The organism is Nocardiopsis sp. NPDC050513 (assembly GCF_044457925.1).
In the GTDB taxonomy this organism is placed as follows: Bacteria; Actinomycetota; Actinomycetes; order Streptosporangiales; family Streptosporangiaceae; genus Nocardiopsis.
Map to the genome: position 1 here is coordinate 136,976 of NZ_JBITHK010000005.1, position 23,278 is coordinate 160,253.

Genomic DNA, 23,278 nt, shown 5'->3' on the forward strand with positions numbered 1-23,278 from the left:
CCTGGAAGGATGAACCGGTGACCGACCTCACCGGCGCCCGTCCCCCGACCAGGCCAACTCCACCCCACCCGGCGGCGTCTCCTGTGCGGTGGAAGGCGACGCGCCGGCCACGACGGAACCGGACGGGAAGGGAAGGGAGGACGGCATGCCCAGCAAGCGTGAGCGGCCCGTGGCACCCAGTGAGGACCGCCTGCTGAGCAGGATGCGCGACTGGCGGGCCGAGCACGAACGGGAACTGACCCCCGACGAGCTGGACGAGGAGGGACAGCTTCCCGACGCGCGCGCGATCGACACGGTGCTCCGCGTCGGCGAACTCCTGCTCGCCAGCGGCGAGGGCACCGAGGCGGTCAGCGAGGCCATGCTCAGCCTCTCGGTCGCCTTCGAACTGCCCCGCGCCGAGGTGTCGGTCACCTTCACCACCATCACGCTGTCCACCCACCCCGGCGGCGACCTGCCCCCGATCACCGGCGAGCGCGTGGTCCGCCGCCGCACCCTCGACTACTTCCGCGTCGGCGAGCTGCACACCCTCGTGCAGGAGTCCGCGCTGGGCCTGCTCGACCTGGAGGAGGCGGCCACCCGCCTCAACCGGATCCGACGCGCCCGCATGCCCTACCCCAACTGGATGATCGCGGTGGGCTTCGGGCTGATCGCCTCCAGCGCCAGTGTGATGATGGGCGGCGGCTTCATCGTGGCCGCCGTCGCCTTCCTCGCCACGGTCCTGGGCGACCGCACGGCCGTCTTCCTCGCCCGGCGCGGCGTCGCCGAGTTCTACCAGATGTCGGCCGCGGCGGTGGTCGCCGCCGCGATCGGCCTCGGCATGCTGTGGGTCAGCTCCGAGATGGAGCTGGGGCTCCAGGCCAGCGCGATCATCACCGGCAACATCATGGCCCTCCTGCCCGGACGCCCCCTGGTCTCCAGCCTCCAGGACGGCATCAGCGGCTACTACGTCTCCGCCGCCGCCCGCCTCCTGGAGACCTTCCTCATCCTGGGCGCGATCGTCTCCGGCGTGGCCGCGGTCGCCTACACCGCCCTCCGCCTCGGCGTGAGCATCAACCTCGACTCCCTGCCCTCGGCGGGCACGTCCCTGGAGATCCCCGTGCTGGTCGGCGCCGCGGGCATCGCGATGGCCTTCGCGATCTCGCTCGCCGTGCCCCTGCGGCTCCTGCCCGCCATCGGGGTGCTGGGAGTGATGATCTGGGTGATCTACGCGGGCCTGCGCGCCGCCCTGGAGGTCCCGCCGGTGGTGGGCACCGTGGCGGGCGCGGTCGCGGTCGGCGTCGTCGGCCACTGGCTCGCCCGGCGCACCCGCAGACCGGTCCTGACCTACCTCATCCCGGCCATCGCGCCCCTGCTCCCCGGAAGCATCCTCTACCGCGGCCTCATCCAGATCACCCAGGGAACCGTGGTCTCGGGCCTGCTCAGCCTGGTGGAGGCGGTCATGGTCGGGCTCGCCCTGGGCGCCGGGGTCAACCTCGGCGGCGAGCTCGTGCGCGCCTTCCAGCACGGGGGCCTGGCCGGGGCGGGCATGCGCGGCCGGCCGGCGGCGCGCAGGACCCGCGGAGGGTACTGAGCACCGGATCTGTCCACAGCTGGCCAGAACCAACACGCCGCCACGGGGTATCCCAGGGGCATAGATGAAGTCGGGGCGATGCGAACCGCCCCAAACCGCAACGACATGTGATGTCAGCCACTACGCTGGACCTCAGCTCAACGCCGAGCGTTCTGGACCGAAAGGCCTTCCATGTTCACGTGCAGCCACGAACCCGCCTGTCCGTCCTACGAGGACACCGACCGCGAGGCCGCGCGGGTGCTCGCCAGCCACCCCGAGCAGGGATGGAGCCTGCTCTGCAACGGTGTCGTCCTGTTCGAGGACACCGGTGAACTGCTCCCCGACGGCGCGGTCGTCGCCCCGCACCGACCCCACGTCCACGCGGCCGCCTGACCTCGCCGCTCCCCACCAGCCCGCTCAGCGACTCCCCGGTGGCCCGTGCTCCGGCCACCCCTCAGGCAGCGGGTCCTCCCCCATCGCCTCGTGCAGCCGGCGCCGGAAGTCGGCGTGCACGTCGACGCCCCACACCGTGTCGCTCGGGGTGCGCAGGGCCTGTTCCATGACGGCCCGCAGGGCGGAGGCGCGCGCCTCGCCCTCGACCACGGGGACCGCGAGCAGGGCGTGCATCCGGGTCACGACCGCGAACAGCTCCCCCGCGAGCACGGAGGTGCTGGAGGTGGCCGCGGCCTCCTCCAGGTAGGGCTCCCACCACGGCGTCGCCGCGTCCTCCTCGGGGGCGGACGCGAAACCGCGGCGCAGACGGCGGCGCACCTCCTCGGCGGTGTCCCGGTCGCCCAGACCGGCCCGCCAGACGTGTTCGGCCGCGTCCGGTTCCCCCCGCAGGGCGAGCAGCCCCGCCAGGAGCTCGACGGCCGCGCCCGAGGTCTCGGGGGCGGGCCGCTCCCCGTCCTCCGGCTCCCCGCGGGGTCCCGGGGTCCCGGCCGGGGCGGGCGACGGCCCCACGGCGGGGACGACCGCGCCCAGGTCGCCGATGGCGTGCTCCAGGTGGGCGGCGGCGCGCAGCAGGCGCAGTTCCGGGTCGTCGGCGATCGCGAGCCCGCGTTCGACGGCGGCCAGGGCTGCGTCGGGCCACCCCCGTTCCAGCAGGCGCCCGGCCAGGTCCCGGGCGGCCTCGACGACGGTGGCCGCGTGCAGGCGGCCGAGTTCCGCGTGGTCCGCCGGCACGGCCAGCGCGGCCTCCCAGTGCTCCTCGGCGGCCGCGCGGTCCCCGCGCGCCTCGGCGTCGCGGGCCAGACCGTAGTGGGCGACCGCCGCGTAGGCCGGACCGCCCAGGTCGAGCAGTCTCCGCCAGACACGGGCGGCCTCCTCCGCCACGCCCTCCTGTTCGAGGGAGAGGGCCAGGTGGTAGGCGGCTCGCGGTGCGTGGCGGGTGTCCCCGGTGGCCAGGGCCCGGCGCGCCGCCTCGCGCGCGGCGGCCAGGTCGCCGCGCCGGTCCTCGACCACGGCCAGGCCGAGCAGCGCGCGGGCCTGGACCGCGGGCGGCGGGTCGGCGGCCACGGCGCGCTGGTACAGGGCGGCCGCGCGCTTGAGGTGGCCGTTCCGGGCGAGGTCCTGGGCCTGGTCGCACAGGTCCGCGGCGTCGTGGGCGGGGGGAAGGTCCGTCTCCCCGGAGTCGGCGGGGTCGGTGGCCCGCGGCGGGTCGGTGGCCTGGTGCGGGTCGGCGGGACCGGAGCGTGCGGGCGGCCCGGACGTGGTGGTCATGCGCGGCGCTTTCCATGGGGGTGTGGGTGGTCGCTCGGTGAGGCGGGCATCGCCGCCACTGTAACCCGTGCACGAGGGGTCCATCCTCCGTCGGGGCCGCGCGCCGCGGTCCGTCTCAGCCCGGTGCGGCAGGGGTGACGGCGCCCGCCCGGCGGGCACGTCGCACGACGGTCGCGGGCACGCGTCCTGTCCTCCGACCGCACAGACCGAAGCGCCACCTTTACGTCATAGATTTCCGACATGTCCGAAAAGGGGCACCGGCCGCGCCGGTGCCCCGCGGGTCGGTCGGACCGTCAGAGCTCGAAGGCCTCCGGCGGCGGGCAGGAGCAGACCAGGTTGCGGTCGCCGTAGGCCTGGTCGATCCGGCCCACCGGCGGCCAGTACTTGTCCTGGCGCAGCGACGGCAGCGGGTAGGCCGCCTCCGCGCGACCGTACGCGTGCTCCCACACGTCGGCCGTGACCGCCTCGGCGGTGTGCGGCGCGTTGCGCAGCGGGTTGTCGTCGGCGTCCCACTCCCCCGAGGCGACCCGGTCGATCTCCGCGCGGATCGCGATCATCGCCTCGACGAACCGCTCCAGTTCGGCGAGGTTCTCGCTCTCCGTCGGCTCGACCATCAGCGTGCCCGCCACCGGGAACGACATCGTCGGCGCGTGGAAGCCGTAGTCCATGAGGCGCTTGGCGACGTCCTCGTTGCTGATCCCGCTCGCCTTCTGCAGCGGCCGGATGTCGATGACGCACTCGTGCGCCACCAGGCCGTTGGCACCGGTGTACAGGACCGGGAAGTACGGCTCCAGGCGCTTGGCGAGGTAGTTGGCGGACAGCACGGCCGTCTCGGTGGCGGCGCGCAGCCCGTCCTCGCCCATCATCCGGACGTAGGCCCAGGAGATCGGCAGGATGCCCGCCGAGCCGAACGGGGCCGCCGAGACCGGGCCGACCCCGGTGTGCGGGCCCGCCTCGGGCTGGCCTGGGTGGTTGGGCAGGAACCCGGCCAGGTGCGAGCGCACCGCCACGGGGCCGACGCCGGGACCGCCGCCCCCGTGCGGGATGCAGAAGGTCTTGTGCAGGTTCAGGTGGCTGACGTCGGCCCCGAACTCGCCGGGCTTGGCCCAGCCCAGCAGCGCGTTGAGGTTGGCGCCGTCCACGTACACCTGACCGCCCGCCTGGTGGACCAGACGGCACACCTCGGTGACGGTGTCCTCGTACACGCCGTGCGTGGAGGGGTAGGTGACCATGATGGCCGCCAGGTCCCCGGCGTGCTTCTCGGTCTTGGCGCGCAGGTCCGCCAGGTCGACGTTGCCGTGGTCGTCGCAGGCCACGACGGCCACGCGCATCCCGGCCATGACGGCGCTGGCGGCGTTGGTGCCGTGCGCGGAACTGGGGATGAGGCAGACGTCGCGGTGGGCCTCGCCGCGGGAGCGGTGGTAGCCGCGGATCGCCAGCAGACCGGCGAGCTCGCCCTGGGACCCGGCGTTGGGCTGGAGCGAGACGGCGTCGTAGCCGGTGACCTCGGCCAGCCACGCCTCCAGGTCGCGGATCAGGGCCACGCTCCCCGCCGCCTGGTCCAGCGGCGCGAGCGGGTGCAGTCCCGCGAACTCGGGCCAGGTGACGGCCTCCATCTCGGCGGTCGCGTTGAGCTTCATGGTGCACGAGCCCAGCGGGATCATCGTGCGGTCCAGGGCCAGGTCGCGGTCGGACAGGCGGCGCATGTAGCGCAGCAGCGACGTCTCGCTGCGGTGGGTGTTGAACACCTGGTGGGTGAGGTAGTCCACGCCCCGCCGCAGGTCGACGGGCACGCGGTCGGCGGACTCGTCGACGGTCAGCCCCGCGCGGGAGGAACCGCGCTCGAACTCTCCGAAGGCCCCCAGGACCGCCTCCAGGTCGGCCGGGGTGGTGGTCTCGTCGACGCTGACGCCCACCGTGGCCTGGTCGACGGCCAGCAGGTTGTACCCGGCCTCCAGCGCGCGCTCGACGACGGCGGCGGAGCTGGGCACGCGCACGCGCAGGGTGTCGAAGAAGGCGCCGTGCGCGACCTCGAAGCCGCGCCCGGCCAGGCCGTCGGCCAGCGCGGCGGCGCGGGTGTGCACCTGGCGGGCGATGGCGCGCAGGCCGTCGGGCCCGTGGTAGACGGCGTACATACCGGCCATGACGGCGAGCAGCACCTGGGCGGTGCAGATGTTGCTCGTCGCCTTCTCGCGCCGGATGTGCTGCTCGCGGGTCTGGAGGGCGAGGCGGTAGGCGGGACGGCCCGCCTGGTCGACCGACACGCCGACCAGGCGCCCGGGCAGCTGGCGGCGCAGCTTCTCGCCGACGGCCATGTACCCGGCGTGCGGGCCGCCGAAGCCCAGCGGGACGCCGAAGCGCTGGGTGGAGCCCACCGCGATGTCGGCGCCCAGGTCCCCGGGGCTGCGCAGCAGGGTCAGGGCGAGGATGTCGGCGGCCACGACGGCCAGCGCACCGCGCTCGTGGGCGGCGGCGACGACGTCGCTCGGGTCCCGCACGGCGCCGCTGGAGGCGGGGTACTGCACCAGGACGCCGAAGGCGTCTCCCTCCGGCAGGCCCCGGGTCAGGTCGACGACCACGATCTCGATGCCGAGCGGCTCGGCGCGGGTGCGCAGCACGTCCAGGGTCTGGGGGAAGACTTCGGCGTCGACGACGAAGACGTCCGCCTTGCTCCTGGACGCGCGGCGGGCCAGCGTCATGGCCTCGGCCGCGGCGGTGGCCTCGTCCAGCAGGGAGGCGCCGGAGACGGGCAGGCCGGTCAGGTCGCAGACCATCGTCTGGAAGTTGAGCAGGGCCTCCAGGCGGCCCTGGGAGATCTCGGGCTGGTAGGGCGTGTAGGCCGTGTACCAGGCCGGGTTCTCCATGATGTTGCGCAGGATGACGGGCGGGGTGACGGTGTCGTAGTACCCCAGGCCGATCATCGACGTGCGCGCCTGGTTGCGGTCGGCCAGGCGGCGCAGCTCGGCGAGGGCCTCGGCCTCCCCGAGCGCCTCGGGCAGATCGAGCGGGGCGCTGCGGCCGGGTCCGGTGAGGATGGACTCGGGGACGGCGGCGGTCATGAGCTCGGCGGTGGAGCCGTAGCCGACGGCCTTGAGCATCTCCGCGGTCTCGGCGGGGGTGGGCCCGATGTGGCGGTCGGCGAAGACCCGTGCGGGGGTGCCGGGCGTGTGCGGCGTCGGGTCTGGCGTGGACTGGTCAGGCACGGAGACCTCCTGGTGACAGGGCCGAGCGGGTCGGCGCTTTCCTCACGGTCTCCCCCTCTGTCACCGGGCACGGCGGTGCCCAGGCTTCAGAGCGGCCTCCTCCGCGCGGTCCGTGGTGCCTGAGAGGTTACTGGGGAGTATTGCCCCGTCGGCGCCCCTGCCGGGGTCTCTCCCGCGTGGTATTGACGGCCTGTTGACGCTGTGTATGGATGTACGAACAGGGTGAATGTCAGCATTCGTCCCTGTTGTGACCAAACGGTACTCGATCACCGCGCCGGGGGCCGAGCCCGGGTCTCGCGAGTTCCGCCGCACACCCGTCAGCGGTCGGCCGGGGCCCGCCGATCGCCCGCGGGATCCGCGCCACGGCGTCGTCGCGGGCGCGCGTCGGCCGGGTCCCACAGCGCGGGGAAGCGGGACGCGGCGACCGGGCATTCCCGGTGGCGCGCGGCGACCGGGCGCACGCGCGCCCGGTGACCGCGCTCAGCCCGTGCGGCGCTCCCGGCGGCGCCGCGCCAGCTCGTCCACCGGCTGCGGCGGAGCGGCGGGCAGATCGGCGCGGTCCTCGGCCGGGACGACGCCCAGGGCCTCCTCCAGCTCGCGCCACACGTTGCCCAGTGCCAGCCCGAACATGCCCTGGCCGCGCTGCATGAGGTCGACGACCTCGTCGGGGGACGTGCACTCGTAGACGCTGACGCCGTCGCTCATCAGTGTGATGCGGGCCAGCTCGGGGGCGGGCCTGCCGCGCAGATGATCGACGGCGTTGCGGATCTGCTGCAGCGAGATGCCGGTGTCCAGGAGGCGCTTGGCCACCTTCAGCAGCAGGATGTCGGGAAGGCTGTACAGCGGCGCGTCGTGGGCGCCGGCGCGCACACTCGGCTCGACCAGACCGGTCCTGGCCCAGTAGTCGAGCTGACGGTAGGTGATCCCCGCGGCGGTACACGCCGCTGGGCCCCTATACCCGACGTCCATAGGCAGCGCCACCACGTCCTCTTCGCACAGTAGGCCCTGCTGCCCCGCTAGCCGCAGCGCGGACCGCCTGTCATGGGTCTCCCGCTTGCCGCCCGCTACCGCCACGCCGACCTCCGGCTCCTCGTCCCGCGGCGGCGTCGACAGGGGATGTCCACTCAGGGATGGGGTGCGCCGCGGGTTCCACTGCACCGACCGTAGGACGACCGACCGGCAGCGTCAACGAAGGCGCGCGGCGCGTCGCCAAGTGTCCGCGCCGTCCGTCTCCCGACTCCGAGTCGGGCCCCGTCCACGGTCGTCCGGAGGTTCCGGCCGTGACCAACGCGTCCCCCTCCCCTGACCCGGTTACCCAATGTATCAGTGGCGATCACGAAGAACCCGCAGGTCACAGCCGTGTCGCCGCGTTCCTGTGCACCCCCGGCGCACACCGCGGGCGCGGCGGGACCGGCCCCCGGACCCGGGGGCGGTCCCGAGGGGCGCTACTCGGCGCGCCGGCCGAAGTCCTCGGGCGAGATGTTGTCCAGGAACTCCCGGAACGCCTCGACCTGGTCCTCCTGTTCGTCGGGGATCGGCATCCCGGCCTCGGCGATCACGTCCTCGTGGGCGTAGATCGGCGTGCCGGTGCGCAGCGCGAGCGCGATCGAGTCGGAGGGGCGCGCGCTGACCTCCACACCGTTGCTGAACACCAGCTCGGCGTAGAAGATCCCGTCGCTCAGACCGGTGATGTTCACCGTCTTCAGCCCGGTGTCGAGCGCCTCCAGCACGTCCCGGAACAGGTCGTGGGTCAGCGGCCGGGCGGGCGCCACCCCCTGCTGCGCGAGTGCGATCGCCGTCGCCTCCACCCCGCCGATCCAGATCGGGAGGTAGCGGTCACCGTCGGATTCCTTGAGCAGGACAATCGGCTGGTTCGAGGGCATCTCAACCCGGACGCCGACGACCTCCATGTGCTTCACAGCGGCTCCGTCCCACGAGTCGTCATGCCGGATGGGCGCTCGTCCCTGCTCCCACGTTGGATCAGGACCCGAGGGCGAAATCGGCACCCTTCGTTACAAAGCTGTCCGGAGGCGGGGGCCCGCAAACCTTGTCGGCCCGGCTCCCCCGCCCACCGTCTCCCCGGCGACCGCTCGTGCCCGGTCAGCGGCGCGGCTTGGTCAGCAGGACCATGCGGAACTTGCCGATCTGGATCTCGTCACCACCGCCGAGCGCGGCCTCGTCGACCGGCTCACGGTTCACATAGGTGCCGTTGAGGCTGCCCACGTCCCGGACACCGAAACCGTCGCCCCGGCGGAAGAACTCGACGTGCCTGCGCGAGACGGTCACGTCGTCGAGGAAGATGTCACTGTTGGGGTGGCGCCCCGCGGTCGTCACGTCGCTGTCCAGAAGGAACCGGCTCCCGGCGTTGGGACCGCGCCTCACCACGAGCAGCGCCGTGCCCGGAGGAAGGGCGTCGGCGTTGGCCGGGTCGTCGGCCGCCAGCTCGTCCCCGGTCGACTCCTCCTCCTCGAGGGCCTGGATCCCGGAGATCGAGATGGTGGACGTGACGTCGCCGGCGGAGTCCCCACCCGCACCAGGTCGTGGGGTCTGCTGCTGAGGCCTGCGGACGGGGGTCCCACAGTAGGAGCAGAAACGGGCATCATCCGCAACGGCGTGACCGCACTGCGTGCAGTAAACGCTCGACATAGGTCGGCTCGGCCTCCTACCGCACGGGGCGGTGCTTGATTCGGCTGGTCGGTGACACGTCCCGGGCACCGTGCGGGTTCCTCACCCGCACACCGCCCGAAGCGTGGCGAGACAGCCCGCTGTCCGGCAGCGGTACGCCTCACACGGTCGGTCGCTAGGTCTCATCCCCCATGTTGGACTCCTTGTCACCCCCGGCCCGGACTCCGCCGTCATCGGGGTGCCCGCCCGGTGGTGACGCGGTGCGTCAGGGAACACTCGACTTTAAACCATATCCCTGTCCAGGAAGGGTTTTGCTCCACCCCGGCCTGCCGTGGACGCCCGGACTCGCCCGCGGCTGAGGGGACGGCGGACCCGGCACCCGGGGCACCGTCTCCGCCGATGTCCGCCCCCGTCGAGATGGACACCTGCTCTGGTGCTGATGCCTCGTGGGGCGGATTGGTTCGCAGCTGTGCCGAAGGGATTCGCGCGATCTTTCCACCACCGCGATGACCTGCCGTAACACCCAGTTTAGCGGGCCGGTCCGCGGTGGTTTGGGGTGGGTTCCACCGTCCTGGACACGCCGCGCGGGTGCGGTCGGCGCTCCGCCCGCACCCGCGTGTCGCCGGGTCTATCCCTCGGCCCGTTCCACGACGGACGCCCACTCGTCCAGGAGGCGGTGCGCGGTGTCGGGGTCGGGACCTTCGGCCCAAAGATGGGTCACGGCCTCGGCGGTGTCGGGCAGGACCAGGGCCCAACTGCCGTCGTCCTCCAGGACCCGAACCCCGTCGGTGGTGTCCAGTTCCCGGTCCCCGGCGGCCTCGACGACGGCGCGCATGACGCTGCCCTTGACCGCCCAGGGCGTGGGCACCGAGCGGCGGAACAGGTGCGCCTGCGGGATGGCGCCGTCGATCTGGCCCACGGAGCGGCGGGTGCGCGCCACCAGCCCGAGCAGGCGGACGAAGGCGGCGATGCCGTCGCTGGTCGGGCTGAACTCGGGGATGACGAACCCGCCCCGGCCGTCCCCGGCGAAGACGATGTCCTCCTCCCCCGAGCGGACCGCCTTGGTCAGTTCGTCGGTGGCCGTGGCCGTCCACCGCACCGCGACCCCGTGCGCGCCGGCCACCCTGTCGGCCACCCGGGTGGTGGTGACCGGCAGCGCCACGGTGCCGCCGCCGCGCTCGGCGGCGACCAGGTCCAGCACCACCAGCAGCGCCCGGTCGCCGTCGACCAGCTCTCCGTTCTCGTCCACGATGGCCAACCGCTCGCCCACCGGGTCGAACCGGACGCCGAAGTCGGCCCCGGAGCTGGCGACGAGCTCGCCCAACCGCTCCAGGTCGCGCATCCGCTTGGCGGGGGTGTCGGTGGGCGAGGCCTCGTCCAGGCGGTTGTTCACCGTGAGCACGTCCACGCCGATCCGCCCCAGGAGCGACGGCAGGAGGAGCGATCCGGTACCGCCCGCGCAGTCGACCACGACCTTGAGCCCGGCCTCGGCCACCCCGGTGGTGTCCACCGCGCGCAGCAGGTCGTGCGAGTAGTTCTCCACCCCCCGCGACGGGAAGGTCAGCTCGCCGATCTCCCCGGGGAAGGCCCGGCGGTACTCGGCACGGGAGAAGACCCGGTCCAGCTTGCGCTGGGCCCCGGGCGACAGGTCGGCGCCCTCCCCGTCGAGGAAGAGGATGTCCACCGACTCCGGGTCGCCCGGACTCGTGCGCAGGTGGATGCCGCCGCTCACCCCGCTCTGCGAGGTGTGGAACCGCGCCACCGGCAGCGGCACGACCTCCAGGTCGCGCACGTCGATCGCGGCGGCGGTCAGCGCGCTGATCACCGCCCTCTTGAGGGTGCGCGCCGCCCGCGAGACGTCGCGGGAGGTGGTGACGATCGCGCCCTTCTTCAGCGTGGTGGCGTAGGCGTTGGCCAACCGCACCGCCAGTTCGGGGGTGATCTCGACGTTGATCAGCCCGGAGACGCCGCGCGGACCGAACAGCGAGCGCTGCCCGCGCGACTCCCACACCACGTTGGTGCTGACCACCGCGCCGGCCTCGATGGTCTTGAACGGGTAGACCTTGACGTCGTTGTGCACGTAGGCCTCGGACTCGATGACGCAGTCCTCGCCCACGACCGCGCCCTCCTCGATCCGGGCCGCGGCCATGACGTCGGTGTTCTTGCCGATCACGGCGCCGCGCAGGTTGGCGCCGCGCCCGATGAACACGTTGTCGTGAAGGACCGTGCGGTGGCAGAACGCGTCGGCGCGCACCACGGTGTTGCTGCCCAGCACGGTGTACTCGCGCAGTTCGGCCCCGGACTCCACCTTGGCGTAGTCGCCGATGTACAGCGGGCCCTTGAGCACGGCGCCGGGGTCGACCTGCGCGCCCTCGCCGACCCACACGCCAGGGGACACCTCGAAGCCGTCGATCTCCACGTCGACGCGGCCTGAGAGCACGTCGGCCTGGGCGCTGACGTAGCTCTCGTGCGTGCCGACGTCCTCCCAGTAGCCGTCGGCGACGTATCCGTAGAGGGGTTCGCCCTCCTTGAGCAGTTCGGGGAAGACGTCTCCGGACCAGTCGACGACCTCGCCCGAGGCGACGCGTTCGAGGACCTCCGGCTCCATGATGTAGATGCCGGTGTTGACGGTGTCGGAGAAGACCTGGCCCCACGTGGGCTTCTCCAGGAACCGCTGGATGCGGCCCTGCTCGTCGACGATGATGATGCCGAACTCCAGCGGGTTGGGGACCCGCTTGAGCGCGATGGTGACCTTGGCGCCGCGCTCCCTGTGGAACCGCACCATGTCGGTGAGGTCGATGTCGGTGAGCGCGTCGCCGGAGATGACGATGAACGGTTCGCCGCGCAGGTGCTCCTCGGCGTTCTTGACGCTGCCCGCGGTCCCGAGGGGAACCTCCTCGGCGACGTAGTGGAGCTTCATGCCCAGCTCCTCACCGTCCCCGAAGTGGTTGCGGATGAGAGTGGCCAGGAACTGGACGGTCACCACCGTCTCGGTGAAGCCGTGCCTGCGCAGCAGGCGCAGGACGTGCTCCATGATGGGCTTGTTGACCACCGGGAGCAGGGGTTTGGGCTGGTTGGCCGTCATGGGGCGCAGGCGGGTGCCCTCGCCGCCCGCCATCACGACGGCCTTCATCGGGGGCGCGGCCGGGGTGTCGGCGGCCGCGGGGGTCCGGGCGGTCGGGTCGCTCTGGGCGCCGGTGTCGGTCATCGGCGGGACCTCCGAACGGCGCTTCCGTCGGGGGTCGCTGTGCGGGGGTGGGAGCGCGCGGCGTCGCACGCGGTGGGACATGTTCTCATGGCGGAGATGACACTCCCTCTCGATCCGACAGGATTCGCGGTGAGCCGTTCCGCCGGTTCGTGTTCGGACCGGTTCCCGGGCCGGTCCCGTGGCGCGTCCGTCGCCTTCCGCTCCGGGTTCCTCCGTCAGCGGTCGTGTGGTCGGTCGGATCGGGTCGATCCGTGTCTCGGCCGCTCTGGGTCGCTGTCCTCGGCGTCCGTCCGTCCGCCGGTGTGATCAGCGCGTTCGTCGCGGCGGGTCTGGGCGATCAGGCGCAGCCCCTGTACGGCATAAAGCAGTCCGGCCCACCAATACAGAGCCGTTCCCCAGAGCGCGAACGCCCAACCTATAATCCGCGCCACATCTGAGACGATCGCCGTGTGCCCGGCGATGAACAGCAGGGGGAACGCGTACAGCAGGCACAGCGTGGCGGCCTTGCCCGCGAAGTTGACCGGCAGGGGCCCGTATCCGAAATGGCGCAGCAGCGGCAGCGCGCCGAGGATGAGGACGTCGCGCAGCACCAGGATCGCCATCAGCCACCACGGGATGATGCCGCGGACGACCAGGCCGAGCAGGGCGGCGAAGATGTAGAGCCGGTCGGCCAGCGGGTCGAGCACCGTGCCCAGGCGCGAGGTCTGGTTCCAGGCCCGGGCGATCTTGCCGTCGAGCCAGTCGCTGAGCCCGGCGAAGGCGAGCACCAGCAGGGCCCACCAGTCGGCCTGCGGCCCCAGGACCAGCCACAGGAAGACGGGGACGCCCAGCAGCCGGAGCAGGCTCAACAGGTTGGGGACCGTCCAGATCCGGTCACTGACCACCGGTCCGGCCACGTCGCCCCCCGCCTCGCGTCTGCCGTCGTCCCCGGATCGCCCCATAGCGCCAACGATAGCGGGCGGCGGTGCCGTTTCCCGCCACCACGGCCGCCACCTGGTGTGACGTGCCTTGCGGGCGGCTCACCGGCCCGGGACCGCGCCCAGGAACGGCACGAGTCGGCGCAGTCGGTCCGGTCCGGTGGGCTCGGCGTCCTGGAGGGGTACGCGCACGACGCCCAGGTGCGCGAACCGTTCCTCGGTGCGGGCGAGGGCGTCGGCGCCGTCGGGGCCCGCCGTGCCCTCGGGCGGGATCTGGTTGACGATGACGGGCGCGAGGCGGAACCCGGCCTCGGCGAGCCGGTCGACGGCGCGCCCGGTCTCGGCGAGCACCATGCGCCGGGGCAGGGTCACGAGCGTGACGACGGCGTCCTCCCGAAGGCGGGCGGCGGCGCGCTCCAGCCGGTGGCGGCGGGCGTGCAGCCGTTCCAGCAGGGGGTCGTCGGCCCCGTCCTCCGGGCCGCCCACGACGTCGGCCAGGGCCTCGGCCCTGCGGGCGCGTTCGCGCTGGCGGGTCAGGCCCACGACCCACGGGGTGAGCAGGGTGGGCAGGTGCAGCAGGCGCAGGAGGTGGCCGGTCGGGGCGCTGTCCACGACCAGGTGGTCCCACCGCCGGCCGACCTCCTCCATGCGGTCGACGAGCAGGTCGGCCAGCGCGGACTCGGCCATGCCGGGGCTGGAGCCCGCCTGGTCCAGGTGGCGGTGGACGGCGGGCATGACCTCGCGGGGGACGGCGCGGCGGGCGTCCTCGGCGACCTGGGCGATGCGGCGGCGCACGGCGGCGTCGGCGTCGGGTTCGGCCGCCCACAGACCCGGCGCGACCGGCGCCGGGTCGTCGGACAGGGGGGTCTCCAGGGCGTCGCCCAGGGAGTGGGCGGGGTCGGTGGAGAGCACCAGGACGCGGCGGCCCGCGTCGGCCAGCGCCAGGGCGTGCGCGGCGGCCAGGGTGGTCTTGCCGACGCCGCCCTTGCCGCCGACGAACACGATCGGCGCGGCGGGCGGCGGGGAGGACGGGGGCGGGGTGGTCAACAGCAGCCTCCGGGGGCGCCGAAGTCCTCGCGGCCCAGGCGCTGGTGCCACTCGTGCAGGTCGGCGACCATGTACGGGATCAGGTCGAGGGTCTCGTAGGCGACGGGGTTGTCGACGCCCAGGGTCTCCAGCATGAGCAGGGCCCGCAGGGTGTCCTGCTGGGTGCGGGCCTCGCGTTGGCGGGCGTGGCCCCACCGCGCCTCGAACACCGCCTGGTGGAACGCCTCGAAGCGGCGCCAGGAGGCGGCGGCGCGCCGCCAGGCCCGGCCCAGGGGGCCGGACCCGGCGGCGGTGGCGCGGTCGGTGCTCACGCCCGGGCACCCGTGCTCGGGTCAGGCACCGTCGTCGGCCCCCTCGGCGGCGGTCTCGACCGGCGCGTCCCCCTCCGTCTTCGGGGACTCCTCGACGGCCCCGGCGCGGCGGGCCAGGAAGGCCCGGCGCAGGGCGATCGCGGCCTCGACGGTCATCCACAGCGACAGGGCGAAGATGGCGGCGTCCAGCGGCGCGAGCACGAACCGCTGGAGCGGGTCCTCGGCGCCGACGAAGTTCACCAACTGGATGACCAGCGCCCAGGAGGTCATCGCGACGAGGAAGACCAGCGGCACGAGGATGACGATCGGGTTGCGGCCGCGCTTGGTCACCCAGACCGCGATGACCGACAGCGCCAGGCCCGCGGTCAGCTGGTTGGTGGTGCCGAACAGCTGCCACAGCGTGCCGAGGGCGAAGTCGCCGGGAACCAGCGCCAGGGCCAGGGGCAGGGCGACCGCGATCAGTGTGGCCACGGTGATGTTGCGGGCCAGGAAGGTGAACAGCCGGTGGACGCCCCCGCCCTCGCGCGCCCGGTCGGCCACGATGGTGCTGATCTCCTGGATGGTGTACCGCTGGAGGCGGACGGCGGTGTCCAGCGTGGTGGCGGCGAAGCTGACCACCACGACGCTGGCGAAGACCAGGCCGACGCTCTCGGGCACCCCGAGGTTTCCGGCGAACCCGGCCACGCCCTGCACGAACCGGCCGCCGGCGCCGCCGCTGGCGGTCTCCCAGTCGACGTACAGCTGGTTCCAGGTCAGGTCCTGGTTGGCGGAGAACACCATGATCCCGGCGGTGCAGGCGAGGATCGAGCAGACCGCGAGGGTGCCCTCGCCCAGGGAGCTGAGGTAGCCCACGTACCGGGCGTCGGTCTCCTTGTCGAGCTGCTTGGACGTGGTCCCGGAGGCGACCAGGCTGTGGAAGCCGGACACCGCGCCGCACGCGATGGTGATGAACAGGAGCGGGAAGATCGACGGCGAGTCCTCGGGCAGGCCGCCGCGGAAGGCGGGCGCCTCGATCGCGTCCATGCCGACGACCACACCGAGCATGATGACGACCAGCGCCATCAGCATCTGGTGCTGGTTGATGTAGTCGCGCGGCTGGAGCAGCATCCACACGGGCAGACGCGAGGCGAAGAAGGTGTAGGCGAACAGCAGCACCATCCACACCACGGAGGCGTCGACGCCGAAGGCGTTCGCGATCGGGTCGACGGTGATCGGCACCATCTGGCCGAGCGGGATGCAGGCGTAGACGACCACCAGCGCGATGACCGACGGGATGAGCGCGGCCGTGCGGCGGCGGTAGACCACCTGGCCGACCCCGATCGCCAGCGGGACGGTGACCAGGACGGGCAGGACCGACGCGGGGTTGGCGATGAACAGCCCGGCGATGACCACGGCGAACACGGCGTTGACCATGGTCACCAGGAAGAAGATGATCAGCAGGAACATCACGCGGGCACGGGCGCTGATCACGTCGCTGGCCAGCGTGCCGATGCTGCGGCCCTTGTGCCGCACCGACACCACGATCGATCCGAAGTCGTGCGCGCCGGAGGCGAAGATCGTGCCCAGCACGACCCACAGCAGGGCCGGCCCCCACCCCCAGAACACCGCGATGGCGGGGCCGACGATGGGTGCGGCGCCCGCCACCGAGATGAAGTGGTGCGCGAAGACGATGTGCTTGTTCGTGGGGAGGTAGTCCACCCCGTCCTGGTAGGCGTGGGCGGGGGTCACGAAGGCCGGGTCCAGCTGGTAGACCCGCTTGGCCAGGTAGACGGAGTAGTAGCGGTAGCCGAGCGCGAACAGCGCCAGGGCCCCGAGGAGGACGGCCACGGCAGGCATGGGAGTTCCTTGCGTGTCGGCACCCGTGTGGTGGCTGACCTGCGGGTGCTTTCGGCTGGAGGATGCGGGTACAGTCCCGAGAAATTAACATGAGACTCACGTCACGGAAAAGGTTGGATGTGAACGATTTGGACACGGCGTGGCGCCGCTCCCCGGCTGGTGAGATGTGCTGGCTGTCCGACGGCGGACCCGTCGGCGTGCCGGTCGTTCCGCTGCTGGCGGACCACCCCTGCGTCGCGCTCCCCCTGGCCTACCTGTCCGTCGTCGACTCCCTGCTCAACCGTGCCGCGTTCTGCCTGACGACGGCCGCCGGACCCGACGAACCGACCCTGGTCGCCGTGGGCCGCATCCAGGTCCGCCTCGACCTGGACGGGTCGGAGTTCGGCGGAGACCTGGTCGAACAGGAGGTGCGCAAACACCCGCCCACCCGGCTGCGCGCGGGCAGTCTCATGGCGCGCCGGGAGAACTGGTGGTGGATGTCGCGTGCCGTGGTGAGCCTGGTCGACGTCGACCGCGTCCACCACATCCCCGCGCGCACGCGCCCGAGCGACGCGCTGCTGGTGCGGGAGGTCGACGCGGACGTGAGCGTGGACGTGGTCACCGCCGCGGACTGGTCCTGCGAGGCGGGCGGCGAGGTGGAGCTGTGGCTGCGCGACGGACGCGACCCGGACGGTGTCGGCGAGGCGGCGTTCGTCTTCGGCCACCACGCCAGCCCGGACTACGAGCGCTGGGAGCGCTGGAGCCGGAGCGGGACGCTGGACGGACAGACGCTGAGCGTCACCGGGGCCGACGGCGGTCCCGACCCGGACCCGCGGCCGTTCGGCCTGTTCGAGCGGTTGCGCAACCACCGGCAGGTGGAGCGCGCGTGCCGCGCGGGGATCAGCGCCGCCGAGCGGCGGCTGGTCCGCTGACGGGCCGCGGCTGACGGGTGGGCCGGTTCCGGGACCGGCACGATGGCTCCCGTCCTACTCCTCCACGCCCAGGACGAGGTCGGCCGCGCGCAGGCCGGACAGCAGCGCGCCGTGCACGGTGGCGGTGTTCTCGATCTCGGTGGCCTCGCCCGCGAAGTACAGCCGGCCGGCCACCGGGGCGGCGAGCGCCTCGCGGTCGCGGTCCCCCGATCCGACGGCCGTGAAGGAGAAGGCGCCACGGGCGAACGGGTCGTCCGTCCAGTGCGTGAGGTAGTGGTCGACCGGGTCCGGCGCCCTGCGGAACATGGCGCGCAGCGAGGCCACCGCGTGCTCGACGACGTCCCCCTCCTCCATCTCCGCCAGGAATTTCGCCGCGTTGCCGCCGTTGCGGCAGACCAGGACGGGCACGCCCCGGATGCGCTGTCCCGCGAACCAGTGGAACCAGGTGCCCGCCTCGGTGCCCAGGTGCACGATGACCTCGGCGTCGCCCCAGAACACATCGTCGAACAGCAGGAACAGCTGCTCCAGGCGGCCGTTGCCCAGGCGTTCGATCGCGACGCGCTTGTCCTCGGGCAGCTCGGGCGCGAACCCGACCTGTCCGGTCTTGAGCACGCCCAGCGGGAGGGTCACCACGACGCGGTCGGCGGTCAGGGTCTCCTCCCCGTCGGGGGTCTGGACGCGGACCGCGGCGCCGTCGTCGTCGTGGGAGACCCCGAGCACGACGTGGTGCGGGCGCACGTCCAGCCCCTCGGCCAAGTGGTCGGTGAGCTCGCTCATCCCGTCGGGGAAGACGACGTCGTCGCCGCTGAACTCGTGCAGCGCGGCCACGGAGCTGAAGGCGACCTCCGAGGCGTCGGCCCCGTGGTCGGCCTCGATGATCCGGTGGACGATCTCGCTCGCGTCGCGGGCGCGGGCCCGGACCAGGTTGGCGTCGTAGAGGGCCTGTTGGATGCCCTCCTCCATGGACTCGCTGGGGTCGGCGCCGACGTTGGCCCAGTACATGTGCTCGTGGAGGAGGTTGACGTCCTCCATGTTGCGGCGGTGCCGGTCGAAGAGGAGTCTGCGGCCCTTGGGGTCGTAGGCGGTCTCGGTGGACCGGTTGAACACGGCCGTCCTGGCGCCGACCTCGCGGACGAGCACGGCGAGCGGGTTGTTCTCCTCGCCGCGCATCCAGGAGGCGCCCGCGTCGATGGTGAACCCCTCCCAGGTCCGGATCGAGTGGACGCGCCCGCCGATCCGGCCCCGGGCCTCGACCACGGTGACCCGCTCGCCCGCGTCCGCGAGCCGGGTCGCGGCGGCCAGGCCCGCCATCCCGGCGCCCACCACGATGGTGTGGCCCCGTCCGGGAGCGGCCTCGCGACCGCGCGGTGCGACCTCCCGCGCCCCCTGTTCCTCGGCGGCCGGATCCTCGGCGGCCGGTTCCCCAACGGTCTGCGCACTGACGTCTGACGGGTCAGCCATCACGTGTCCTCTCGTGTGCAACCAACGATCGTGACCCTATGTGCACAAATGAACACTCCCGCGGCCGACACCCCGGCGCGGCGCGGCGCGCACCCGAACCATGCCATGGTGACACACCGACATCGCATGGGTGCGTTCTGTTAGATTCATGTGTCCCTCGACCACCGATCCCAAGGAACGACCGTGCGTGCGCTCGTGCTCCCCGTGACCCTGGCCCTGTCCGCGACCCTCTTCGCCGCTCCCGCCGGAGCGAGGGAGCTGGGCGACCTCGGGGACCTGGTGGAACTGTCCGCCGAGCGGGTCACCGTCGCCGAGGCGATCGCGGCGGCCAAGTGGCACACGGACGCCGCGGTCGACGATCCGGTGCGCGAGGAGCAGATCCTGGCGGCCGTGGCCGACCAGGCCCGCCGCGCCAGGCTGGACCCGCGGGTGGCGACCGCGGTGACGCGGGACCAGATCGAGGCCAACAAGTTCGTGCAGCGCGGGCTGATCAACCAGTGGCGCCTCGACCCGGGCAGGGCTCCCCTGGAGGAACCCGACCTGTCCGAGCTGCGCCCGGTGCTGGACCGGATCACCGCCGAGCTCGTGGAGGAGCTCAAGGCCACCGAGGAGCTGCGGTCCCGGCCGGGCTGCTTCGAAACCCTGGCCCGGGACACCCACCGCGTCGCCGCCGGGTACGGGTTCGACCCGCTGTACACGACCGGGCTGGTGCGCGCGCTGCCCTCCGTCTGCGTCTGACCCGACGCGCGGAGGCGGGCGGCGGAAGCGGTCCCGCCGGCGTGGCGGACAGGGTCGGGGAGCGGATCGTCGACTCGGGCGGGTCCGCCAGGAGCGGGACCACCGGCCTGGCGCCCGGCGTCGGGGCCCCCGGACGCGCCGAGGGCCCCGACCGCCCCCGCCGAGGGCTCAGGCCGACAACGCCCGGTCGAGCGTCGAGGCCCCGATCCCGAAGACGTCCCGGAGATCGCCGTCGTCGACGGTGAAGGGACGGTCGGCCATGTAGTCCAGCTCGGCGAACTCCTGCCACACCGGGTCGGTGAGGGCCAGCAGCGCCAGGTCCCGTTCGGTCAGCCGCTCCAGGCGCGGAGCGGGCGCACCGCGCAGTTCGGCGAAGCGGGTCGCGGCCTCGCGCGGGGACACGGTGATGACCGGAGCGTGCCAGGCCCGGCCCCAGGCCCGTTCGTCGCTGCCGACTCCGACCAGGGCGGCCGCGACGTCCTCGGTGTAGGAGAAGGAGTGGGCCGCGTCGGGATCCCCGCAGACGAGCGCCAGTTCGCCGATGCGGACCCGCGGCTCCACCAGGAGCGTGAACTCCGAGACCGCCCCCGGGCCCAGGAACTGGCCGGCGCGCACTTCGGTGACGCGCAGTCGGCCCCCGTCGTGCGCGGCCTTGGCCTGGTGCCACAGCTCGGCCCGGACCCGGCCCTTGCGCGAGCTCGGTCGCATCGGAGTGGCCTCGGTGACGGGCCCGTCGGTCGGACCGTAGCCGTAGTGGTTGCCGAGCATGACGTAGTCGGCGCCGACCCGTTCGGTCGCCGCCAGCACGGAGGCGAACAGCGGCGGCAGCGTCTCCGGCCAGGTGTGGTAGGCGGTCATGGCGGCGTTGACGACGACGGCGGCTCCCGCGATCGCCTCCGACAGTTCCTCGGTACGGCCGGCGTCCAGGGGGATCGGCTCGATCCCGGGGTGGTCGGGACCTGATCCGCTCCGGGTGATGAGGCGGACGCGGTCGCCGCCGTCGGCCAGTCTCCTGGCGGTCGCGATCCCGACGGCGCCCGCCCCGATGACGGCGTGTTCGACCATGGTGTGGTCTCCGTTCTCCTTGCGGTGGAAGGTGGCGTGCGACGGGCCCGTTCGCGGTCCCCACTCTGTCCTGCGCGGGCCGCGTAGCCTAGTGGCCTGAATGCCACTCCACCCAAGGATCCAGCCATGCATCGCGTCGCAGTCCTGGCCGTGCCCCCCGTCAAGCCGTTCGACCTGGCCATGCCCTCGACCCTGCTCGGCGCCGCCGAGGCCGAGGGGAGGCCGGGTTACGAGGTGACCGTCTGCACGGCCTCGCCCGGCACGGTCGCCGCCTCCGGTGGCATCGACGTGGTGATCCGCACCGGCCTGGAGGCGGTCGCGGCCTCCGACACGGTGATCGTCCCCTCGACCGGGAGCCGCCACGACGCCGACCCGGCCGCGTTGGACGCCCTGCGGGAGGCGCACGCGGCGGGCAGGCGCATCGCCTCCATCTGCAGCGGCGCGTTCGTGCTCGCCCAGGCCGGGCTCCTCGACGACCGCCCCGCGACCACCCACTGGGCGCTGGCCGAGGAGCTGCGGGGGGCCTTTCCCGCGGTGCGGGTGGACGCCGACGTCCTGTTCACCGAGGACGACCGGATCCTCACCGGCGCGGGCTCGGCCGCCGGAATCGATCTGTGCCTCCACCTGATCCGCTCCGACCACGGCGCGGCCGTGGCCAACGCGGCGGCCCGCGCCGCCGTCGTGACTCCGGTGCGCCACGGCGGGCAGGCGCAGTTCGTGTCCACCCCGCTGCCGCCCGAGACCGGTGCGTCGCTGGCCGAAGCCCGCGCCTGGGCGCTGAGGCACCTCGACCGGCCGATCTCGCTGCACGACCTGGCCCTGCACGCCAAGGTCAGCGTGCGGACGCTGACCCGCCGCTTCACCGCCGAGACCGGCCTGACCCCGTTCCAGTGGGTGCTCGAACAGCGGCTGCTGCGCGCCCGCGAGCTGCTGGAGGCCACCGGACTCACGGTCGACCAGGTCGCCCACCGCAGCGGCCTCGGTTCCGCGGAGTCGCTCCGCCAGCACCTCCACCGCCGGCTCGGGATGACTCCCAGCGCCTACCGGGCCGCCTTCGCCCACCCGGCGCACGCGGGATCCGGACACTCGGCCGCTTCTCCGGCGTCCTGACCCGCGTCACGGACGCCGGGGGCTGTCGGTGGCTGGCCGTGCCCCGACGGGCGGGACGCGTCCGTGTGGCGGGCCGCGACCGCGGCGGCTCGGTCGCGCAGCGCGGCGCGCAGCGACGGCGGCGCGAGGGCTTCGGCGTCCGTGTCGAGCTGCCACAGCGCCCATTCGGCGTGCCGGGAGTCCTGGAAGGTCACCTCCAGGCGCAGCCGACCGTCCGCCTCGGGCTCCTCCGCCCGGACGGCCAGCGCGGTGCCCAACAGCTCCTCCCGCCGCGCCGGACTCACCCGTACCAGCACGGTGATGTGCCCCTCGGACAGGAACCGCGCGCAGCGTTCCCGCCAGATCCGGTCCAGGTCGACCCGGGGCGGTCGCCGCGCCGGTTCGGGGAGCTCCTCGGCGGCCAGGATCCGCGACAGCCGGTAGGTGCGGTCCGCCCCGGCCCTCGTGGCCAGCAGGTAGCCCCGGTCGCGGACGGTGACCAGGCCGATCGGGTCCACCGTGCGCCACCGCGGCGGCTGGTCCGCGGCCGCGTAGTGGACGCGCAGCCTGTGCCCGGCGAGCACCGCGCGCCGGACCCCGGCCATCGTGGCGTCGGGAACGGCCTCGGCGGCCGACCGCCGTGGGAGCAGGTCGGTCTCCGGCTCGACGAGCAGCCGTCGGGCGGCGTCGCTCGCGCTGGCCCGATGGCTCTCGGGCAGCGCGTCGACCACCTTGCGCATGGCCGAAGCGAGCGCCGAGCCGAGACCGAACACCCGCTCGCCGCGCCCCGACACGGCGGTCAGCAGGGCCAGGGCCTCGTCGTGGTTCAGCCCGGTCAGCTCGGTGCGGAAGCCGGGCAGCAGCGCGAACCCGCCGTGCCGACCGCGTTCGGCGTAGACCGGGACGCCGGCCGCGGACAGCGCCTCGATGTCGCGCAGCACGGTGCGGGTGGAGACCTCCAGCTCGCGGGCCAGCGTGTCCGCGGTCATCCGGCCGCGCTGACGCAGCAACAGCACCAAGGAGACCAACCTGTCGGCGCGCATGCGAGGACGTTATCGGAAAACATGACCGAGGATGTCGTGATTTGTCGGCAGGCTCCTCACCACGACGTCGACGACGGCCGCTGCCGGGTCGACGGACGCAGGTACTCCCGACGAAGCGTATGGAGCCGACATGGCGATGGAACGAACGGCGGTCAACCCGGTGACGTGGTCGCTGGAGATGGGATTCAACCAGGGCGAGCTCGTCTCCGGGCACACCCGCACCCTGTACTGCTCCGGCCAGACCGCGATGGACGCCGACGGCCAACCCCGGCACGACGGCGACATGGCGGCGCAGCTGGCGCTGAGCCTGGACAACCTGGAGGCCGTGCTCGGCGAGGCCGGCATGTCCCTCGCGAACCTCGTCCGGCTCAACGTCTACACCACCGACGTCGATCTGCTGTTCCCGCACTACGGCGTGCTGGCGGCGCGGTTGGGCGCGGCCGGGGTCGCGCCGGCCACCACGATGCTCGGGGTGGCCCGCCTGGCGGTCCCCGGCCAGATGGTCGAACTCGAGGGAACCGCCGTCGCCTGACGCCGCGCCTCCGCCGCCCCT

18 protein-coding genes, 1 pseudogene and 1 riboswitch are annotated in these 23,278 nt (G+C 73.1%); of the genes and pseudogenes, 6 read left to right on the top strand and 13 right to left on the bottom strand.

Features of this window, described 5'->3' with window-relative positions; all coding sequences use genetic code 11:
* Positions 1-145: 145 nt before the first annotated feature.
* Both ACIBFB_RS10925 and ACIBFB_RS10930 read left to right on the top strand, forming a co-directional pair.
* On the top strand, positions 146-1,570 hold the full coding sequence (locus ACIBFB_RS10925; protein WP_397228704.1) for a threonine/serine exporter ThrE family protein: 1,425 nt from the start codon (positions 146-148) through the stop codon (positions 1,568-1,570).
* Positions 1,571-1,741: 171 nt separating this feature from the next.
* The gene (locus ACIBFB_RS10930) at positions 1,742-1,942 is read left to right on the top strand and encodes a DUF5999 family protein (protein WP_397228706.1); all 201 of its coding nucleotides are present in this window, start codon (positions 1,742-1,744) and stop codon (positions 1,940-1,942) included.
* A gap of 24 nt (positions 1,943-1,966) precedes the next feature.
* Here the strand turns inward: ACIBFB_RS10930 and ACIBFB_RS10935 are convergent, their stop codons facing one another.
* From ACIBFB_RS10935 to ACIBFB_RS10980, 10 genes and pseudogenes are all read right to left on the bottom strand, one after another.
* Entirely contained in the window at positions 1,967-3,271 is a 1,305-nt protein-coding gene (locus ACIBFB_RS10935; protein WP_397228708.1) for a tetratricopeptide repeat protein, read from the bottom strand.
* Positions 3,272-3,564: 293 nt separating this feature from the next.
* Positions 3,565-6,369: an aminomethyl-transferring glycine dehydrogenase gene (gcvP, locus tag ACIBFB_RS10940; protein WP_397229249.1), complete on the bottom strand. Its 2,805-nt coding sequence runs from the start codon at positions 6,367-6,369 to the stop codon at positions 3,565-3,567.
* Positions 6,370-6,570: 201 nt separating this feature from the next.
* Positions 6,571-6,659, bottom strand: a riboswitch (glycine riboswitch).
* 295 nt (positions 6,660-6,954) lie between these two features.
* On the bottom strand, positions 6,955-7,443 hold the full coding sequence (locus ACIBFB_RS10945) for a MerR family transcriptional regulator (protein WP_397229251.1): 489 nt from the start codon (positions 7,441-7,443) through the stop codon (positions 6,955-6,957).
* A 476-nt stretch (positions 7,444-7,919) separates the two neighbouring features.
* On the bottom strand, positions 7,920-8,393 hold the full coding sequence (locus tag ACIBFB_RS10950; RefSeq protein WP_075925525.1) for a bifunctional nuclease family protein: 474 nt from the start codon (positions 8,391-8,393) through the stop codon (positions 7,920-7,922).
* Between the two features lie 181 nt (positions 8,394-8,574).
* Positions 8,575-9,120, bottom strand: a complete 546-nt coding sequence (locus tag ACIBFB_RS10955) for an FHA domain-containing protein (protein ID WP_397228711.1) — start codon at positions 9,118-9,120, stop codon at positions 8,575-8,577.
* 607 nt (positions 9,121-9,727) lie between these two features.
* A complete protein-coding gene (locus ACIBFB_RS10960) occupies positions 9,728-12,232 on the bottom strand; it encodes a sugar phosphate nucleotidyltransferase (protein WP_397229253.1) in 2,505 nt (834 codons plus the stop codon).
* 216 nt (positions 12,233-12,448) lie between these two features.
* Positions 12,449-13,203: pseudogene (locus tag ACIBFB_RS10965) on the bottom strand (CDP-alcohol phosphatidyltransferase family protein); the annotation flags it as partial.
* A 123-nt stretch (positions 13,204-13,326) separates the two neighbouring features.
* Positions 13,327-14,271 carry an ArsA family ATPase gene (locus ACIBFB_RS10970; protein WP_397228713.1) on the bottom strand — a complete coding sequence of 315 codons (945 nt, stop codon included), beginning with the start codon at positions 14,269-14,271 and terminating at the stop codon, positions 13,327-13,329.
* Positions 14,268-14,582: a cory-CC-star protein gene (locus ACIBFB_RS10975; protein WP_397228715.1), complete on the bottom strand. Its 315-nt coding sequence runs from the start codon at positions 14,580-14,582 to the stop codon at positions 14,268-14,270. Before ACIBFB_RS10975 ends, ACIBFB_RS10970 begins: the two co-directional genes overlap by 4 nt.
* Positions 14,583-14,603: 21 nt before the next feature.
* A complete protein-coding gene (locus ACIBFB_RS10980) occupies positions 14,604-16,418 on the bottom strand; it encodes a carbon starvation protein A (RefSeq protein ID WP_397228717.1) in 1,815 nt (604 codons plus the stop codon).
* A gap of 119 nt (positions 16,419-16,537) precedes the next feature.
* On the opposite strand from ACIBFB_RS10980, the gene ACIBFB_RS10985 reads away from it, so the two are divergent.
* Entirely contained in the window at positions 16,538-17,329 is a 792-nt protein-coding gene (locus tag ACIBFB_RS10985; RefSeq protein WP_397228719.1) for a hypothetical protein, read from the top strand.
* A gap of 54 nt (positions 17,330-17,383) precedes the next feature.
* Here the strand turns inward: ACIBFB_RS10985 and ACIBFB_RS10990 are convergent, their stop codons facing one another.
* Positions 17,384-18,790, bottom strand: a complete 1,407-nt coding sequence (locus ACIBFB_RS10990) for a flavin monoamine oxidase family protein (RefSeq protein WP_397228721.1) — start codon at positions 18,788-18,790, stop codon at positions 17,384-17,386.
* Positions 18,791-18,973: 183 nt separating this feature from the next.
* Here ACIBFB_RS10990 and ACIBFB_RS10995 point away from each other — a divergent pair, with 183 nt between their 5' ends.
* Positions 18,974-19,528 (top strand): chorismate mutase, encoded by a 555-nt coding sequence (locus tag ACIBFB_RS10995; protein WP_397228723.1) that lies wholly within the window; start codon positions 18,974-18,976, stop codon positions 19,526-19,528.
* A 168-nt stretch (positions 19,529-19,696) separates the two neighbouring features.
* Here ACIBFB_RS10995 and ACIBFB_RS11000 read toward each other — a convergent pair whose 3' ends face one another.
* Positions 19,697-20,593: an NAD-dependent epimerase/dehydratase family protein gene (locus ACIBFB_RS11000; RefSeq protein ID WP_397228725.1), complete on the bottom strand. Its 897-nt coding sequence runs from the start codon at positions 20,591-20,593 to the stop codon at positions 19,697-19,699.
* A gap of 126 nt (positions 20,594-20,719) precedes the next feature.
* On the opposite strand from ACIBFB_RS11000, the gene ACIBFB_RS11005 reads away from it, so the two are divergent.
* Positions 20,720-21,703, top strand: a complete 984-nt coding sequence (locus ACIBFB_RS11005) for a GlxA family transcriptional regulator (RefSeq protein ID WP_397228727.1) — start codon at positions 20,720-20,722, stop codon at positions 21,701-21,703.
* Here the strand turns inward: ACIBFB_RS11005 and ACIBFB_RS11010 are convergent.
* On the bottom strand, positions 21,634-22,725 hold the full coding sequence (locus ACIBFB_RS11010) for a helix-turn-helix transcriptional regulator (RefSeq protein WP_397228729.1): 1,092 nt from the start codon (positions 22,723-22,725) through the stop codon (positions 21,634-21,636). The two genes, ACIBFB_RS11005 and ACIBFB_RS11010, sit on opposite strands and share 70 nt — an antisense overlap.
* A 136-nt stretch (positions 22,726-22,861) precedes the next feature.
* Between ACIBFB_RS11010 and ACIBFB_RS11015 the strand changes: the two genes are divergently transcribed.
* A complete protein-coding gene (locus ACIBFB_RS11015) occupies positions 22,862-23,257 on the top strand; it encodes a RidA family protein (RefSeq protein WP_397229255.1) in 396 nt (131 codons plus the stop codon).
* Positions 23,258-23,278 lie beyond the last annotated feature (21 nt).